Raw genomic sequence first — 16,327 nt, 5'->3', positions numbered from 1 at the left:
TTACCGTCGGGTTATCGAGAGCTTAAGCAAATCTAAATTTGCAATTTTTTCCATACGAGAAAAATCGATAAAAACGCTGCAAAATTCGAAACTTATAGAGAATTGCCGCGAAGGAAATTTATGATCCCGGAAAAATCGGCGCCGCCATTTCCCTGCGCGTTGAACAGCGCATAAAGCTGGGCTGCTTCGGCCCCCATCGGCGTCACCGCGCCCGCACTTTGGGCAGCCTCCTGCGACAGTTTCAGGTCCTTCAGCATGAGTGCCGCGGCAAAGCCCGGCTTGTAATCCCTGTTGGCCGGCGATGCCGGCACTGGGCCGGGCACCGGGCAGTAGGTGGTCAGCGACCAGCACTGGCCAGACGAGGTCGAGGCGACGTCGAACAGCGCCTGATGCGAGAGGCCCAGTTTTTCGGCCAGCACGAAGGCCTCGGCAACGCCGATCATCGAAATGCCGAGCATCATGTTGTTGCAGATTTTTGCCGCCTGGCCGGCGCCGTCATCGCCGCAATGGACAATGCGGCCGGCCATCGGCTTCAGGATCGGCTCGGCCTTGGCAAAGGCGTCCTTGGCGCCCCCGGCCATAAAGGTGAGGGTGCCGGCTGCAGCGCCGCCTGTGCCGCCGGAGACGGGGGCATCGATCGAATGCAGCCCATGCTTCTTTGCAACGGCATGGGCCTTGCGGGCCGATTCGACGTCGATGGTCGAGGAATCGATGAACAGCGCGCCTGGTTTGGCCTTGGGCGCGATGTCCTCGTAAACCGAGAGCACGTGCTTGCCGGCCGGCAACATGGTGATGACGACATCGGCGTCTTTCACCGCGGCAACAGCATTGGCCATTACCGTCACACCATGTTCACGGGCGACCGTGAGGTTTTCCGGCATAAGGTCAAAACCATTCACCGAATGCCCCGCTTTGACCAGGTTGGCGGCCATCGGATTGCCCATGTTCCCTAGGCCGATGAAGGCAATGGTGGTCATCAAGTTCTCCTGAATTGTTGCCGTCAGCGGCCAATCAGTGCCCGCGCGATAATCACGCGCATGATCTCGTTGGTGCCTTCGAGGATCTGGTGGACGCGCAGGTCGCGCACCAGCTTCTCGATGCCGTAATCGTGCAGATAGCCGTAGCCGCCATGCAGCTGCAGCGCCTCATTGGCGACATTGAAGCCGATGTCGGTGACGAAGCGCTTGGCCATGGCCGACCATTTGCCGGCATCCGGCGCCTTGCGGTCGAGTTTCGCTGCGGCGGCGTAGAGGAAAATGCGGGCCGCCTGCAGCTCGGTCTCCATGTCGGCCAGCCTGAACTGCAACGCCTGGAACTGGTTGATCTTCGAGCCGAAGGCCTTGCGCTCGGCGGTATAGGACAGCGCCTTGTCGAGCGCCGACTGCGCGCCGCCGAGCGAGCAGGCGGCAATGTTGAGGCGGCCGCCGTCGAGCCCGGCCATGGCGATGCCGAAACCGGCGCCTTCGCCCGACAGCAGGTTTGCCGCCGGCACCTTGCAGTCTTCAAAAATGACCTGGCGGGTCGACTGCATGTGCCAGCCCATCTTGTGCTCATTGGCGCCGAAGGAAAGGCCGGACGCGTCCTTGGGCACGACGAAGGTGGAAATACCCTTGGGACCGTCGGCGCCGGTGCGCGCCATCACGACATAGAGGTCGCTGTCGCCGGCGCCGGAAATGAACTGCTTGGCGCCGTTCAGCACATAGTCGTCGCCGCTCTTCACCGCGCGCGTTTTTAGCGCCGCCGCGTCGGAACCCGAGCCGGGCTCGGTCAAGCAATAACTTGCCAGCCATTCCATCGAGGTCAGCTTCGGCAGGAAGCGCTGGCGCTGCTCGTCGCTGCCGAAGCGGTCGATCATCGAGGCCGCCATGTTGTGGATGGAGATGAAGGAGGAAAACGCCGGATCGGCGTGCGACAGCGCCTCGAAGATCAGCACGGCGTCGAGCCGGCCGAGCGCCGAACCGCCGACATCGTCCCTGACATAGATGCCGCCGAGGCCAAGCGGGCCGGTCTCGCGGATCACATCGGCGGGAAAGTGTTTTGCCCGGTCCCATTCGAGTGCATTAGGCGCGACGCGATCGGCGGCGAAGGCCTGCGCCATCTCCTGGATGGCGCGCTGCTCCTCGTTGAGTTCGAACTGGCTGGTGCTCGCATCGACTGCGGCGTCCATGGCGTGCTCCCTGTGTTTCCCCTTGCTGGGGGTTGGCTTGCTGGCCTGTTGTTTTTGGCTTTGCGCGCCGCCCAATCTAGACCAATGATGCCGCCGCGCAACCCGGCCTGCTGCGCAGCGGCTGTGCATGAATGGATCAACGGAGCATTGCGTGCCGACATATCTCAGCGAGCTGCTCGACCGTTTCCACGGCTATCTCCGGGGCGTGGACAATGCACTGGTGCGTGACGCTGTAGGCCGGATCGACTGGACAATGCCGGCTCGTCCGCTCGAAGCGCATCCGCTGCCTTGCGTTGATCAGCTCAACCGCATCGCCGAACTGGCGCCGCCGGATGCGCAACCGCTGGTGCGGCGATTGGCGCAGCGCCGCAACGATCTGTATTGGGGGCAGACCTACAATGCAGCGGATTTCGGCGCGGCGTTCCTGCAGAAGTATGGCTGGCTGGAGGTTTTTGGGCTGCGCGGCCATTTCGTCAACACGGAGGTCGCGGCCGGATTGCTGATCCTCGGACCTGATATCACCTATCCCGACCACCATCATATTGCCGAGGAGATCTACATTCCGCTGACCGGCGGCACTGAATGGCGGATGGGCGAGGGCGCCTTTCATGTCCGCCAGGCGGGTGAGGTAATCCATCACGCCTCCAATGTCAGCCATGCCATGCGCACCGGCGACGAGCCGCTGTTGGCGCTCTACATCTGGCGCGGCGGGCCGCTGGCGCAGAAGTCGACCATTCCCGGCGCGCAGGGCAGGGGCTGAACCATGGCCAAGGCAATCATGCTGCAAGGCACCGGCTCGGATGTCGGCAAGACCGTGCTGGTGGCGGGTCTCTGCCGCGCCGCGAAAAACCGTGGGCTGAAGGTCAGGCCGTTCAAGCCACAGAACATGTCGAACAATGCCGCCGTCGCGGACATTCCCGGCGACAACCGCGCCGGCGGCGGCGAGATTGGCCGGGGGCAATGGCTGCAAGCGCTGGCCTGTGGTGTTCAGCCGACCGTGCATATGAATCCGGTGCTGCTCAAACCCCAGAGCGACATCGGTTCGCAGGTGATCGTGCAGGGCAAGGTGTTCGGCGAGGCGCGAGCGAGGGACTACCAGACGATGAAAGCGGGGCTGATGGACACCGTGCTGGAATCCTGGGCAAAGGTCGGTGAGGGCGCTGACCTCATCATCGTCGAAGGGGCGGGCTCGCCGGCCGAGATCAATCTGAGAAACCGCGACATAGCCAATATGGGCTTTGCCACGCGCGCCGACGTGCCGGTGATCCTGGTCGGCGACATCGACCGCGGCGGCGTCATCGCTTCGGTCGCCGGCACGCATCTGATCCTGCCGGAGGAAGACCGGCGCATGATCGTCGGCTACCTCATCAACAAGTTTCGCGGCGATGTCTCGCTGTTCGATGACGGCATCAGGGCGATCGAAAAATTCACCGGCTGGCGCTGCTTTGGCGTCGTGCCGTGGCTGAAGGCGGCAGCGCGGCTGCCGTCGGAGGATTCGGTCGTGCTCGAACGACTGGCTTCCGGCGAGAGAAGGGCGTTGAAAGTCGCCGTGCCGATGCTTGGCCGCATCGCCAATTTCGACGATCTCGATCCACTCAAGGCCGAGCCGCAGGTCGAGGTGGTATTCGTGCCGCCGGGAAAGAAGCTGCCGGAGGATGCCGGGCTGGTGATCATTCCCGGTTCGAAATCCACGATCGGCGACCTCATAAAGTTCCGCGAGAATGGCTGGGATCGCGATCTCCTGGCGCATCGCAAACGCGGCGGCCATGTCGTCGGCATCTGCGGCGGTTTTCAGATGCTGGGCCGCATGGTGCGCGATCCCGATGGCATCGAAGGCAGCGCCACCGAGGCCGAGGGGCTCGGCCTGCTCGACATCGAGACGGTGATGGAACCGGAAAAGACGGTGCGCAATGTCAGCGCGCGCTCGGTGCCGTTCGGCCTGCCGCTCGAGGGCTACGAAATCCATCTCGGCCGCACCACGGGGCCGGACATGGCGCGGCCGTCCGCCGTCATCAACGGCGCCGATGACGGCGCCATCTCCGCCGACGGCAAGGTCTTTGGCACCTACCTGCACGGGCTGTTTTCCGCCGACGCTTTCCGGACAAAATTCCTGGAAAGCCTCGGCATCAAAGGCGGCGGTATCGACTACCGGGCCGAAGTGGAAAAGGCCCTGGATGACATCGCAGCCGAGCTGGAGGCCCACCTCGACTGTGATGCGATTTTTTCGCTCGCGCGCTAAGCGGCGCCCGGAAACAGGGATGCCGGTCCGCTGCCGCGCCGCAAACGCCCTGGTCGATGGACGGGTTTTGCGAGACGGTAAGACGGAGCCACGCTAGTGGTATAAAATGTCCCTGCCAGGAGAATGATGGAGGTACACATGGCCCAAGAGATGACGGCCAAGCCCATTAGCCGCGATCTCCTTCTTGGAAGCTGGAGGATGACGTCGTGGATGACGAGGGATGTTGCGACGGGGGAGCTGCGAGAAGCACTGGGACAGGATCCTCACGGCATCGTCATCTACACACCGGAGCGCGTCATTTTCTTTATACTTCGGAACAATCGCAGCCGGCCCGATCGATTGCCGCCATCCGCCGAGGAGAAGATTGCGTTGTTCGACTCGATGTTCGCCTATTCGGGCAGCTACACGGTTGAGTCCGGACCGGGTCGTCCATCACGTCGACATGAGTTGGAATGAGGCATGGAGCGGCACTGAGCAGGTGCGGTTCTGCAATGTCGACGAACATACGCTGACTTACACCTCGCCGCCCGCCCAAAACCCGTTCGACGGTCGCGAGATTGTCCACGAGGTGACGTATGTGCGTGAGAAGCACCACGCCGGGTAGATCTGCCCGGCGCTGGCTCGGCCGCTGCGCAAACGCTCCAACTGAAGACACCAGCCAGCTTAACTCAAGCCTTCTCGCCCACCTTCGGCCAATACGTCCCGAACGACCAGACATTGCCTTCCGGATCGCGGCAGATGAATTCGCGGCTGCCATAGTCGCGGTCGGTCAATTCCTGGATGATCGTGGCGCCGGCCTTTTTGGCCCTGGCATGGGCGGCATCGGCATCGTCGACGGCGACGTAGATCGACTTGCCGCCGCCGGAGCCGGGCTCGCCGACCATCTTGCCGTAGTCGTCGCTGCGCGCCGTGCCCAGCATGATCATCGAGGAACCGAAAGTGAGTTCGGCATGGTGCACGATGTCGCCCTCGCCATAGCGGGCGCGGACTTCGAAGCCGAAGGCCTCGCCCAGCCAGTCGATCATTTTTCCTGCATTCTTGTAGCGCAGCGCCGGGTAGAGCCGGGGCGCTTCAGTGGTGACGGGCATGAAAACCTCCTTCATTCAAGTTGGTCGATAACCCACTCTGTTCGAAGGCATTCCCGCCGTCTTGAAGAAATGTTACCTCAGCGCCGTTGGGGTTTCTCCAGCGAGCTGGCGGAACTCGCGCACCAGATGCGCCTGGTCGGCATAGCCGCAATCGGCGGCGATATCGGCCCAGTCGCTTTGGTCCTGCCGAGACAGGCCGAGTGCCCGGTTGAAACGCACGATGCGCGACAGCGTCTTCGGCCCGATGCCGGTCGCATCGCAGAATTTGCCGGCGAGATGTTTGCGGCTCCAGCCCAGTTTTTCGGCGATCGAGGAAATGCGGGTCCGGCCGCCCGAGATAACGATGCGGTCGTACGCCCAGGTAATTTCAGGCGACGTATCGGCGGCATGCCCGAGACGGGTGGCGACGAAGGCCTCGGCAAGGTCGAAACGCGTCGCCCAATCCGGTGCATTGCCAAGCCGTTCGCGCAGCGCCATGCCCTCGGCGCCAAGCACATCGTCGAGCACGACCATGCTGTCAGCCAGTTCGCTCATTGGCAAGCCGAAGAAGCGGCGGGCGCCGAGTGGGGTGAAGTTGATCTGTACGCAGCAGGCACCGCCAAAGGATTCGATCATCACCGGGCCGGCAAACAGGCCGGCGGCGAAACTGGCGAAACGGTCATTGTCGCCGGGATCCTTGCCAAGGCCGATGGCGAACGGCTCGGCGAAGCTGATCACCAGCGGCACGGTCAGCGAGGCGTATTCGATGTTGCGGAAATGGCCGGGCGCGGTTTCGCGATAGCCGCAAACGTCCGACACAATGCCGTCGAGCGCGGGCGGCGGAGCCCGCCGGCGCATCTCGAACCGCCCGGCGATGGAGAGGTCCTGTTCCTTGCGGCGCTGCATCTCGATCGGCATAGGCCATCCTTTGCCGATCAAATCTAGCAGACCCCCGATCCGAATCAAAAGGGGACGGAATCAAAAGCGCCCGGCTTTTGGCCGGGCGCTTCGGTTACCTGAGATTTGAGTGCTCAGGCGCCGCGCATCATGCAGCCGGCGGCAAGCACGATGTAGGCGATGAGCATAATCCAGACCGATGCCAAGGGAATAAACGCAAGAACGCCAAGCGCGGCGAGAAGGCCGATGATGGCGATGACAAGGGAAATAATGAAAATAAGCTGAGTGGGTGCACTAAGATTCATGTGTGGTCCCTCCAACATGATTCGTACGACCACATTCTATCAGGGCGTGGGCTCATACACCAATTAGCTGGCGTAACGGGTTTGCCGGATCGGCCAGCAGCTTGATCGCCAGCGCCAGGCAGATGATCACCAGCAGCGGCTTGATCAGCCTTGCGCCGATGCGGATGGCGAGGCTGGCGCCGAGGCGCGCGCCGAGGAACTGGGCGACGCCCATCATCAGGCCGATCTTCCAATAGACGACACCGGCGACGGCAAAGACGATGAAGCCGCCGATGTTGGAGGCGAAATTGAGCAGCTTGGTGTGCGCCGTCGCCTTGAGCACGCCGAAGCCGGCGAGGCTGACGAAGGCCAGCATGTAGAAGGAGCCGGCTCCCGGCCCGAACAGGCCGTCATAGAAGCCGACAGCGGGTGCCACGATCAGCCCGAACAGGAAGGGCGACAGGCGCTCGGCGCGGTCGACATCGTTCATGTTGGGTTTCACCGCGAAGTAGAGCGCAATGGCGATCAACAGCAGCGGCAGCAGCGCCCGCAAGAGATCGCCGGGCACGAAGGCCGCCAGCAAGGCGCCGACGGCACTGCCGGCAAGGGCCAGAAGCGCGGACGGCAACTGACGGCGCAGATCGACATGGCCATTCATGGCGTAGTGGATGGTCGCCGACGCCGTGCCGAAAATGCCCTGCAGCTTGTTGGTTCCAAGTGCTGCGGCCGGCGGGAAACCGGCAAGCAGCAGAGCCGGTATGGTGATCAGGCCGCCGCCGCCGGCTATCGAATCGACAAAGCCGGCTGCAAAGGCAGCGAAGGCGAGCATGATTACGGTCTGGGTGGCGAGGTCGAACATCGGGATTTTGTAAGTATTCCGGCGGGAACGTAGCGCCGTGCCTTCGACCACGGCGATCTGGTTTGCGCAAGGCCGATTCCGCGCTACGTCTATCCAGGCACGTTGCGCTTGGATTTCCCGTGGTGCATGTCATTATCCCAAAGCCGCTGCGCACTTTTGGGTCACATGCGCTGGGCGGATTGGGAAAAGGGACGCTGTTGGCGATGGCATTGCTCGATCAGATACGCTCGATCTTCGATGGCGACCCCGGCGTACGCAAGGTTGCCGACGACCCGGTGCTGTCGGCGGAACTGCTGATGCTGTTTCGCATGATCCTCGCCGACGGCTCGGTGTCGGAGAGCGAGATGGTCGCCTTCCGGCGCATCTGCAAGGAGGCCTTCGGCATCCCGGAAACCAGCATCGACGCGGTCGTCGAATATCTCAACGAGTTCGGCTACGAGACCAACGGCTCGCAGGCCATCGCGCTGTTTCGCGATCTCGATGTCGAGCGGCGCAAGCTGCTGGCACGCCATATGGCGGAGATCGCCAAGGCCGATTCAAAATTGGCCGAGAGCGAGGTGCGGCTGCTGCGCCGTACGCTCGACCTGCTGGACATCAGCCCGGTCGATGTGGTGAAGCCGGAAGAGTAAGCCGGCAGAGCTGGGCTCGACGGCGGCTAGCCGGGTCCCCGCTGCTTCGCAGCGTCCCAGCGTTCGCGACCTTTCATCGTGCCACTGGCACGATGAATTCGCTGCGCGAACCGGCCGCTCACCCCTGTTCCTGCATGCGCCGCGCAATCGCCCGATGCAAATCCGGGGCGGCTGCCACCAGCGCCTTTGCCGCCTCCGACTGGGGATGGTCGAGCACATCACTGGTCTTGCCGCGCTCGACGATCCTGCCGTCATGCATCACCAGCACCTCGTCGGTGATGGCGCGGGCGACGGTCAGATCGTGGGTGATGAAGAGATAGGCGATGCCGAGCCTCTGATTGAGCTCGGCGAACAGATCGAGGATCTGGGCGCGGATCGAGACGTCGAGTGCCGAGACCGGCTCGTCGGCCACCACCAATTTCGGGCGTGTGATGATGGCGCGGGCGATCGACAGGCGCTGGCGCTGGCCGCCGGAAAATTCATGCGGATATTTGTCCATGTCGCTGACGCCGAGGCCGACTTCGTGCAGTGTATGCGCCACCATCTCGCGCCGCTCGGCAGGCGTCGGCTTTTTCTCCAGCACATGCAGCGGCTCGGCCACCAGTTTCTCGACCTTCTGGCGCGGGTCGAAGGAACCGTAAGGGTCCTGGAACACCACCTGCATGTCGCGCCGCGCTGGCTTCAGCTCCGCCTCGCTCCTGCCGGTGATGGTTTCGCCGCGGAAGCGGATCGTTCCCGAGGTGGATTTGTCGAGCGCCAGGATCATGCGGGCCAGCGTGGACTTGCCGCAGCCGGAGCGTCCGACCAGCGCCACCGATTGACCGGGCGCCAACGACAGGGAGACGTCGTCGACAGCGCGGATTGGCGTCGGGCGTTGGAACAGGGAGGTGCGCCGGCCGGAATAATCCCGCGTCACGCCTTCGACCTCAAGCAGCGGCTTGCCTTGGCCGGTAGCATGCGCCTTGGCGCGCGCCGGCACATGCATCGAGGCCAGTGCCAGCTGGCGCGTGTAGGGGTTAAGCTGTTCCGACAGCGTGCGTGCAGTGTCGCCGGCCTCCATCACTTCGCCGTGGCGCAGGATGGTGATGCGGTCGGCCATCTCGGTCACGACAGCAAGGTCGTGCGAGATCAACAGCAGACCCATGCGGTTTTCGCTGACAAGGCCGCGCAGCAGGTCGAGGATCTGCGCCTGCAGCACCACGTCGAGCGCCGTCGTCGGCTCGTCGGCGATGAGCAGCTTGGGTTTCAGCGCGCAGGCAATGGCGATGACGACGCGCTGGCGCTGGCCGCCCGACAGTTCGTGCGGATAGCGAGACAGCGGGAATTTCGCTTCGGGCAGGCCGACGCGGTCGAGCATTTTGCGCGCCCGGTCCTCAGCTTCGGCTCGGCTTGCCTTGGTGTGCCAGCGTATGCCTTCGGCGATTTGCTCGCCGATGGTTTTTACCGGATTGAGCGCCGTCATCGGCTCCTGGAAGACCATGCCGATGTCGTCGCCGCGCAGCGCGCACATCTGGTCCTCGGTGGCCGCAAGGATGTCGATGCCGTCGAAAGAGACGCGGCCGCTGGCGCGCGCGGCGTGCGGCAGAAGCTGCATGATGGTCAGTGCCGTCATCGATTTGCCGGAGCCGGATTCTCCGACCAGCCCCATCACCTCACCGGGCGCGACTGAGAGCTCCACCTCTTTCAGGATCGGCGTGCCGCCGATCGCCAGCGACAGGTTTTCGATCTCCAGCAAGCTCATCGCTGCCGCCGCGATTTCGGGTCGAGGATGTCGGCAATGCCGTCGCCGAGCAGGTTGAGGCCGAGCACGGTGATGACGATGGCCATGCCCGGGAAAATCGCCATCCATGGCGCCACCACCATGCGCGTCTGCGCGTCGAACAGCATGCGGCCCCAGCTCGGCATTGGCGGCTGGGCGCCGAGGCCGACATAAGACAGCCCGGCTTCGGCGAGGATGCCGAGCGCGAACTGGATGGTGCCTTGCACCAGAAGCAGCGTGGCGATGTTGGGCAGCACGTGTTGGATGCTGATCTGGGTCTTGCTCTTGCCGGCGGCACGCGCGGCGAGGATGAATTCGCGCGGCCAGATCGCCAGCGCGCCGGCGCGGGCGACGCGGGCGAACACCGGAATGTTGAAGATGCCGATGGCGATGATGGCGTTGATCGCGCCCGGCCCGAAGATGGCGGTGATCATGATCGCCGACAGCAGCGCCGGGAAGGCGAAGACGAGATCGTTCAGCCGCATCAGCGCCTCGTCGACAAATCCGCCGCGCGCCGCGGCAAAGGTGCCGAGCGGCACGCCGACGCCCATGCCGATGCCGACCGCGACCAGTGCCACGGCGATCGAATTGCGGGCGCCGACCATGATCATCGACAGGATATCGCGTCCGAAATGATCGGTGCCGAACCAGTGCGCCGAAGAGGGCGCGAGCGTCTTGTCCGAGATCACCAGCTTGGTCACGTCGTAAGGCGTCCAGACGTAAGAGACGAGCGCCATTGCCACCACCAGCACAGTGATGGCGAAGCCGATGAGGAAGGAGCGGTTGCGGAATGCCTTGGCCAGGATGCTGCCAAACGTCTCCTCTGGGATGTCGATGTGCAGCGTCATTGCCGGCCTCGAAGGCGGGGGTCGACGATGGCATAGGACACGTCGACGACGAGGTTGACCGCAATGACGGCGACGACCAGCAGCATGACGATGCTTTCGACGACGACCAGGTCGCGCTGGGTGATTGCCTGGAACACCAGCCGGCCGAGGCCGGGGAGATAAAAGACGTTTTCGATGATGATGGTGCCGGCGAGCAGGAAGGCGAATTGCAGGCCCAAAATGGTCAGCACAGGGATCATCGCATTGCGCAGCGCGTGCCGCCACAACACAGCGCGGTAGGGCAGTCCCTTGGCGCGAGCGGTGCGAATATAGTCCTCGTTCAGCACCTCGATCAGCGCCGAGCGGGCGACGCGGGCTAGGATCGCCGCCTGCGGCAGAGCGAGTGCTACGGCCGGCAGCAGCAGCGATTTCAGCGCCGGCCAGACACCGGCACCCCAGCCGGGAAAGCCGCCGGCCGGCACCAGCCGCAGCCAGACGGCAAAGAGATAGATCAGCATCAGCGCGAACCAGAAGTTCGGCACGGCAACGCCGAGCTGGGCGGCGCCCATGGCGATGGTGTCACCGGCCCGGCCGCGGCGGCTGGCGGAATAAAGCCCGACCGGAATGGCGATGATGGTCGACAGCGCCAGCGCGATCAGCGCCAGCGGCAGGGAAACCGCCATGCGTTCGCGCACAAGGTCGATGACCGGCACCGAATAGGTGTAGGAGCGGCCGAAATCGAGGCTGAGCAGGCCGCCCACCCAGTGGAGGTAGCGCAAGACCAGTGGCGCGTTGAGGCCCATCTGGTTGCGCAGCAGTTCGACCTGTTCGGCGCTGGCGTTGAGGCCCAGCATCAACCGTGCCGGATCGCCGGGCAGGATTTCGAGCACGGCGAATACCACCATCGAGGCCAGGATCAAGGTCGCGATGGCGATGGCGAGGCGTTTGAGGAGGTAGGCGGTCAATCCGTCCACTTCACCTTGGTCAGGTCATTCGCCTGGATCGGCGCGTTCTCCCACAAGCCTTGCAGCTTGGCGTCCCAGACGCCGACCTTCGGCAGTTCGTAGAGGAAGCCGACCACGGCATCGTCGGCCAGGATCTTCTGCGCTTCGCCGAGCAGCGTGTTGCGCTTGGCGTCGTCGGAGGTGAGGTTCAGCTCGGCGATGATCTTGTCGAAGGCCGGGTTGTCGTAGTTGAAGTAATAGTCCTTGCGCGAATAGATATCGATGTCGTTGGGCTCGGTGTGGGAGACGATGGTGAGGTCGTAATCCTTCTTGGTGAACACCTGATCCAGCCACTGCGCCCATTCGACCGGAATGATCTCCAGATCGATGCCGACATCGCGCAGCTGCGAGGCGATGATCTCGCCGCCGAGGCGGGCATAGGAGGGCGGAGGCAGTTTCAGCGTCGCCTTGAAGCCGTTCTCAAACCCGGCCTGCTTCAGCAGCTCCTTGGCCTTGTCGACATTGTGCGGATACAGCCCGGTGAGGTCGACATAGGCCTTGCTGGCGGGTGACATGTGCGAGCCGATCGGCACGCCGAGGCCGGCCGAGGCGCCGTCGATGATCGCCTTGCGGTCGAGCGCGAAGGCAATCGCCTGCCGCACCTCGAGCTTGTCGAAAGGCTGCTTCTTGTTGTTGATCGCCAGAATGGTTTCGCCCTCGGTCGAGCCGATCACCACCTTGAAACGCGGGTCGTCCTTGACCTGGGCGACGCTGTCGGGGTCGAAGAAGGGGAAGGCCTGGATGTCGCCGGAAAGCAGCGCCGGCACGGCGGCCGCGGCATCGGGAACGATGCGGAACTCGGCCTTGTCGAGAGATACCGGAGCGCCCCAGTAGGTGTCCGATTTGACCAGCGTGATCGACGAGCCCTTGGCCCAGCTCTGGAATTTGAACGGGCCGGTGCCGATGGGCTTTTCCTTGTTGGTGTCGGCGCTTTCCGGCGCCACGATCACCGCGTCGCCCCAGCCCATATTGTAGAGGAACGACCCTTGCGGGTTCTTCAGCGTGACCTTGACCGTCGCCGGATCGACGACGTCGACCGTGTCGATGGCGGCGAACAGCGCCTTTTGCGCGTTGACCGAATTGTCGGCGCGGGCGCGGTCGAGCGAGAATTTCACGTCGCTGGCGTCGAAATCGGTGCCGTCATGGAATTTCACACCGGTGTGCAGTTTGAAGGTGTAGACCTTGCCGTCATCGGAAATGGCCCAGCTCTCGGCGAGATCGGGCAGCACTTCGCCGTTCGGACCAATGCGGGTCAGGCCCTCGAAGACGTTGGCGTAGAGCACTTCGTCGATCGCCGCGGCGGCACCGGCGGTCGGATCGAGGTGCGGCGGTTCGAGGGTAATGCCGATCACCAGGTCGGTACGCGCGGCAAATGCCTGGCTGCCGGCGGCCAGCGCCAACACTGCCGCGGCAAGAATGGTTTTCCACAATTTCATCGTGCAACTCCCAAATGCTCGAACCCTGGTGGATAGAAGCGTGATTTCGAGGTGGAGTAAATTGCGTTTCGTGCTCTGCAGCGGCGCCGGGAGGAATGTTTTTTCGGCTGATGTCGACGGATCAGCCGGTAGCCGTTCCTCTGAGCAGCACATTGAGCCCGATCGCCATCACTTTGGCGGACTCCACCATGTCCGAGATACCGACCCATTCGTCGGGCCGGTGGGCGAGATCGAGAATGCCCGGACCATAGGCGATGCAATCGTAGAGGTGGCCGATGCGGGCAATGTGCTTCTGGTCGTAAGTGCCTGGCGAAATAATATAATCCGGCTCGCGGTCGAAGATCGCCATGATACCTTGCGCCACTGCCTTGACCACCGGCGCATCGCGTTCGGTCATCAGCGGCAGAACCTCCATCAGGTCGCGGATCTCGTAGTCGAACTTTTTGCGCTCGCGTTTCAGCCGGTCGAGAATATCGGTCACTTCGCTTTTGACCGTGGCAAGGTCTTCCTCGAGCAGGAAGCGGCGGTCGATGGTCAGCCGGCAAGCATCCGGCACGTTGGGCGAGGGCAGGCCGGGGCGGAAATCCTCGGTCTGCCCGCCATGGATCGAGTTTATGTTCATGGTCGAGCGCTTTGCGCCTTCGGGCACGACCGGCATGCGCGTCACCTTGCGGTCGAGCGCCGGAAACAGTTCGTCCTCGAAGGCCTGCAGCACGGCGCCCATGTGGCGCACCGCATTGTCGCCGAGGAACGGCATCGAGCCATGCGCGATCTCGCCCTTGGTCTCGATCTCTGCCCACCAGACACCGCGATGGCCAAGGCAGATGCGATCCTTGTTCAGCGGCTCCGGGATGATGACGTGGTCGACCTTCGGTTTCGAGAAATAGCCGAGCTTGGCCAGGTGGGCGACGCCACCGAAGCCGCCGGACTCCTCGTCGACGGTGCCCGAGATTTCGATGGCGCCGGGAAAATCGGGGAAAACCTCCATGAACGCCTCGGCCGCGATGATCGACGCGGCAAGGCCCCCCTTCATGTCGCAGGCGCCGCGCCCGTAAACCTTGCCGTCCTTCACCACGCCGGCAAAGGGATCGACACTCCAGCCTTCGCCGGCTTCGACGACATCGATATGCGAGTTGAAATGGACGCAGGCGCCGGGCGAGCGGCCGTCGAAGCGGGCGACGACATTGACGCGCGGATAGCGGTCGGTATCGCCGGGCGTGCCCTCGGCGCGGATAAATTCGGTTTCGAAGCCGCGCTTGCTTAGCCGGGCAGCAATATATTCCGCGCAGGGGCGATAGGCTTCACCCGGCGGGTTGATGGTCGGGAAGCGGATCAGGTCGGCGGCAAGCTGGACCAGTTCATCTGAACGGTCGTCGATCGCCTTAAGGAGTCGTTCGTTCATTCCCGGATTTGAGCAGGCAAGGGGATGGTTTTGCAAGCGTCACGCCATCGGCGTGGAAAGTACGCATCGCAGCAGCAACTATAGCGGGAAAATCGTTCAAATTCGCTGCTTTAGATTGGCGATTTTATCAAGGAGTGTGTGTTACTTCACTCACCTGCCGTTAAAAAGGTGAAAAACCGCGTGATCATAGAGCAGGCAAGGGGCATCAAAGGGGTTTGATCTCATGACTAAAATCGTTCTCATGGCGGCAGCTTTTGCTGCAATCCTGCTCGGCACATCCATCGAAAGCAAGGCTGCTTCGCTGGTGGCCAGCATCGACGTCTCATCGCAGACCATGACCGTCAGCCAGTACGGCCAGGTGCTCTATCGCTGGAGCGTGTCGACCGCGCGCCGCGGCTATTTCACGCCGCCCGGCACATATCGGCCGCAACGGACGGCGCGGATGTGGTATTCGAAGAAATACCACATGTCGCCAATGCCTTATTCGGTGTTCTTCCATGGCGGCTACGCCATCCATGGCACCAATGCGGTGAGGCAGCTTGGGCGTCCGGCCTCGCATGGCTGCGTGCGGTTGCACACGGCAAATGCCGCGACCTTCTATTCGATGGTGCGGGAAGTCGGCTTCGGCAACACCCGGATCGTGGTGACGAACTGACGACCTAAGATTGCCGCTGCCGCTGGCCGGCAGCGTCGAACTCTTTTTTGGCGCAATTCCCAAGGGAAAGCGCTACGCGCTTTTCCCGGGAAAACCGTTTCACACTTTTCCTGGAATTGCTTTGGCCTGTCCACGCCGGCGGCGACGCCGGCCTGAGATTTCCCACCTCTTGTGGAACCACATCCACTGTCCCGGGTCCTCGCGAACCCAGCGCTCGACGACGTTGGCGAGCAGTTGGGTGGTGGCGGGGACATCGACGCTGCCGCTTTCATTACGCGGCAAGGTCAGCTTGTCCTCGATCTCGAGGCGGAAGCGGTTGCCGGGCAACCGGATGCAGCGCGCCGGATAGACATCGCAATCATAGTGACGGGCAAGCATGCCCAGAACCGGATTGCTCTGGCACGGGCGGCCGAAGAAGGTCGTCTCCAGCCCGCTTGAGAATTTCTGGTCGACCAGAACGCCGATATTGCCGCCACTCTCGAGAATGGACGCCAGCGCGAAGGAGGCGCCGGTGGAGGAGGGCAACAGAGCGCCCATGCTCGAACGGCGGGTCGAGTGGATGTAGTCGGCGAGGTACGGGTTGTTGGGCGGGCGAAACAGCGCCGTGATCTGCATGCCGAAGGTCGCGGCCGCCACCGCCAAAAGCTCGAAATTGCCGAGATGGCCGGTGAACAGGATGTGCGGCTTCTGCTCGGTGGCGATGTGCTTGAAGTGATCGGCGCCACCGACTTCGACGCGCCCGGGCGTCGTCGCGTTCGGGTCATAGTCGAACAGCGCATCGAGGAAGATGTATTCGGCGGCAAGCCGGGCCATGTTGCCCCACATGTCGGAGGCGATGGCCTCGATTTCGGCGTCGCTCTTGTCGGGGTAGGCGAGACGCAGATTGTTGACAGCGACGCGGTGGCGTCCGACCCGCGGGCCGATGCGGCGGGCGGCGCGGTCGGCGAAATTGAGCGCGCTGTCGGCCGGCAGCAGACGCAGCAGCGAGATGATCGTCATCGCCGCACGCGCCACCAGCCAGTGCTCCATCTGGCGCAGTCTTCGGCCATAGCGGAACATGAAGTCCCGGCGGGCTTTTTTGAACACCTTGCCGACCATTTTG

Annotated in this window: 17 protein-coding genes; 5 read left to right on the top strand and 12 right to left on the bottom strand. The window is 63.1% G+C overall.

From position 1 onward, the window contains the following. Nucleotides 1-92: 92 nt before the first annotated feature. Both mmsB and JQK88_RS12370 read right to left on the bottom strand, forming a co-directional pair. Nucleotides 93-1,004 carry a 3-hydroxyisobutyrate dehydrogenase gene (gene mmsB, locus JQK88_RS12375; protein ID WP_376740401.1) on the bottom strand — a complete coding sequence of 304 codons (912 nt, stop codon included), beginning with the start codon at nucleotides 1,002-1,004 and terminating at the stop codon, nucleotides 93-95. Beyond that, nucleotides 1,001-2,167 (bottom strand): isobutyryl-CoA dehydrogenase, encoded by a 1,167-nt coding sequence (locus JQK88_RS12370; RefSeq protein WP_203278438.1) that lies wholly within the window; start codon nucleotides 2,165-2,167, stop codon nucleotides 1,001-1,003. Before JQK88_RS12370 ends, mmsB begins: the two co-directional genes overlap by 4 nt. Before the next feature lie 127 nt (nucleotides 2,168-2,294). On the opposite strand from JQK88_RS12370, the gene JQK88_RS12365 reads away from it, so the two are divergent. The 3 genes from JQK88_RS12365 (at nucleotide 2,295) to JQK88_RS12355 (ending at nucleotide 4,862) form a co-directional block, all read left to right on the top strand. Beyond that, on the top strand, nucleotides 2,295-2,927 hold the full coding sequence (locus JQK88_RS12365) for a dimethylsulfonioproprionate lyase family protein (RefSeq protein ID WP_192257485.1): 633 nt from the start codon (nucleotides 2,295-2,297) through the stop codon (nucleotides 2,925-2,927). 3 nt (nucleotides 2,928-2,930) lie between these two features. Further along, on the top strand, nucleotides 2,931-4,406 hold the full coding sequence (locus JQK88_RS12360) for a cobyric acid synthase (RefSeq protein ID WP_192257483.1): 1,476 nt from the start codon (nucleotides 2,931-2,933) through the stop codon (nucleotides 4,404-4,406). 138 nt (nucleotides 4,407-4,544) lie between these two features. Then, on the top strand, nucleotides 4,545-4,862 hold the full coding sequence (locus JQK88_RS12355) for a lipocalin-like domain-containing protein (protein ID WP_203278437.1): 318 nt from the start codon (nucleotides 4,545-4,547) through the stop codon (nucleotides 4,860-4,862). A gap of 212 nt (nucleotides 4,863-5,074) precedes the next feature. Here JQK88_RS12355 and JQK88_RS12345 read toward each other — a convergent pair whose 3' ends face one another. From JQK88_RS12345 to JQK88_RS12330, 4 genes are all read right to left on the bottom strand, one after another. Then, nucleotides 5,075-5,494, bottom strand: coding sequence for a VOC family protein (locus tag JQK88_RS12345; protein WP_192257473.1), 420 nt, complete (start codon nucleotides 5,492-5,494; stop codon nucleotides 5,075-5,077). A 72-nt stretch (nucleotides 5,495-5,566) separates the two neighbouring features. Next, entirely contained in the window at nucleotides 5,567-6,391 is an 825-nt protein-coding gene (locus tag JQK88_RS12340; RefSeq protein WP_192257471.1) for a helix-turn-helix domain-containing protein, read from the bottom strand. A 113-nt stretch (nucleotides 6,392-6,504) separates the two neighbouring features. Next, nucleotides 6,505-6,675 carry a hypothetical protein gene (locus JQK88_RS12335; protein WP_192257469.1) on the bottom strand — a complete coding sequence of 57 codons (171 nt, stop codon included), beginning with the start codon at nucleotides 6,673-6,675 and terminating at the stop codon, nucleotides 6,505-6,507. 52 nt (nucleotides 6,676-6,727) lie between these two features. After that, nucleotides 6,728-7,513 carry a TSUP family transporter gene (locus tag JQK88_RS12330; protein WP_192257467.1) on the bottom strand — a complete coding sequence of 262 codons (786 nt, stop codon included), beginning with the start codon at nucleotides 7,511-7,513 and terminating at the stop codon, nucleotides 6,728-6,730. Between the two features lie 197 nt (nucleotides 7,514-7,710). Here JQK88_RS12330 and JQK88_RS12325 point away from each other — a divergent pair, with 197 nt between their 5' ends. Continuing rightward, a complete protein-coding gene (locus tag JQK88_RS12325) occupies nucleotides 7,711-8,142 on the top strand; it encodes a TerB family tellurite resistance protein (protein WP_192257465.1) in 432 nt (143 codons plus the stop codon). Between the two features lie 118 nt (nucleotides 8,143-8,260). On the opposite strand, the gene JQK88_RS12320 is transcribed toward JQK88_RS12325, so the two are convergent. The 5 genes from JQK88_RS12320 to JQK88_RS12300 form a co-directional block, all read right to left on the bottom strand. Next, a complete protein-coding gene (locus tag JQK88_RS12320) occupies nucleotides 8,261-9,883 on the bottom strand; it encodes an ABC transporter ATP-binding protein (RefSeq protein WP_192257464.1) in 1,623 nt (540 codons plus the stop codon). After that, nucleotides 9,880-10,749, bottom strand: a complete 870-nt coding sequence (locus JQK88_RS12315; RefSeq protein WP_203278435.1) for an ABC transporter permease — start codon at nucleotides 10,747-10,749, stop codon at nucleotides 9,880-9,882. The genes JQK88_RS12320 and JQK88_RS12315 overlap by 4 nt, the downstream gene beginning before the upstream one ends. Continuing rightward, nucleotides 10,746-11,693, bottom strand: coding sequence for an ABC transporter permease (locus tag JQK88_RS12310; protein ID WP_192257460.1), 948 nt, complete (start codon nucleotides 11,691-11,693; stop codon nucleotides 10,746-10,748). Before JQK88_RS12310 ends, JQK88_RS12315 begins: the two co-directional genes overlap by 4 nt. After that, nucleotides 11,690-13,168 (bottom strand): ABC transporter substrate-binding protein, encoded by a 1,479-nt coding sequence (locus JQK88_RS12305; protein ID WP_192257458.1) that lies wholly within the window; start codon nucleotides 13,166-13,168, stop codon nucleotides 11,690-11,692. Before JQK88_RS12305 ends, JQK88_RS12310 begins: the two co-directional genes overlap by 4 nt. A gap of 121 nt (nucleotides 13,169-13,289) precedes the next feature. After that, nucleotides 13,290-14,570, bottom strand: coding sequence for an acetylornithine deacetylase/succinyl-diaminopimelate desuccinylase family protein (locus tag JQK88_RS12300; RefSeq protein ID WP_192257456.1), 1,281 nt, complete (start codon nucleotides 14,568-14,570; stop codon nucleotides 13,290-13,292). A 223-nt stretch (nucleotides 14,571-14,793) separates the two neighbouring features. Between JQK88_RS12300 and JQK88_RS12295 the strand changes: the two genes are divergently transcribed. Continuing rightward, nucleotides 14,794-15,225: a L,D-transpeptidase gene (locus JQK88_RS12295; protein ID WP_192257454.1), complete on the top strand. Its 432-nt coding sequence runs from the start codon at nucleotides 14,794-14,796 to the stop codon at nucleotides 15,223-15,225. 99 nt (nucleotides 15,226-15,324) lie between these two features. Here JQK88_RS12295 and JQK88_RS12290 read toward each other — a convergent pair whose 3' ends face one another. Continuing rightward, nucleotides 15,325-16,323, bottom strand: a complete 999-nt coding sequence (locus JQK88_RS12290) for a lipid A biosynthesis lauroyl acyltransferase (RefSeq protein ID WP_203278515.1) — start codon at nucleotides 16,321-16,323, stop codon at nucleotides 15,325-15,327. Between the last annotated feature and the right edge of the window lie 4 nt (nucleotides 16,324-16,327).

Source organism: Mesorhizobium caraganae (assembly GCF_016836705.1).
GTDB lineage: Bacteria > Pseudomonadota > Alphaproteobacteria > Rhizobiales > Rhizobiaceae > Mesorhizobium > Mesorhizobium caraganae.
The sequence above is the reverse complement of the archived record's forward strand: the minus strand, read 5'-3'. Positions and strand labels throughout refer to the sequence as shown.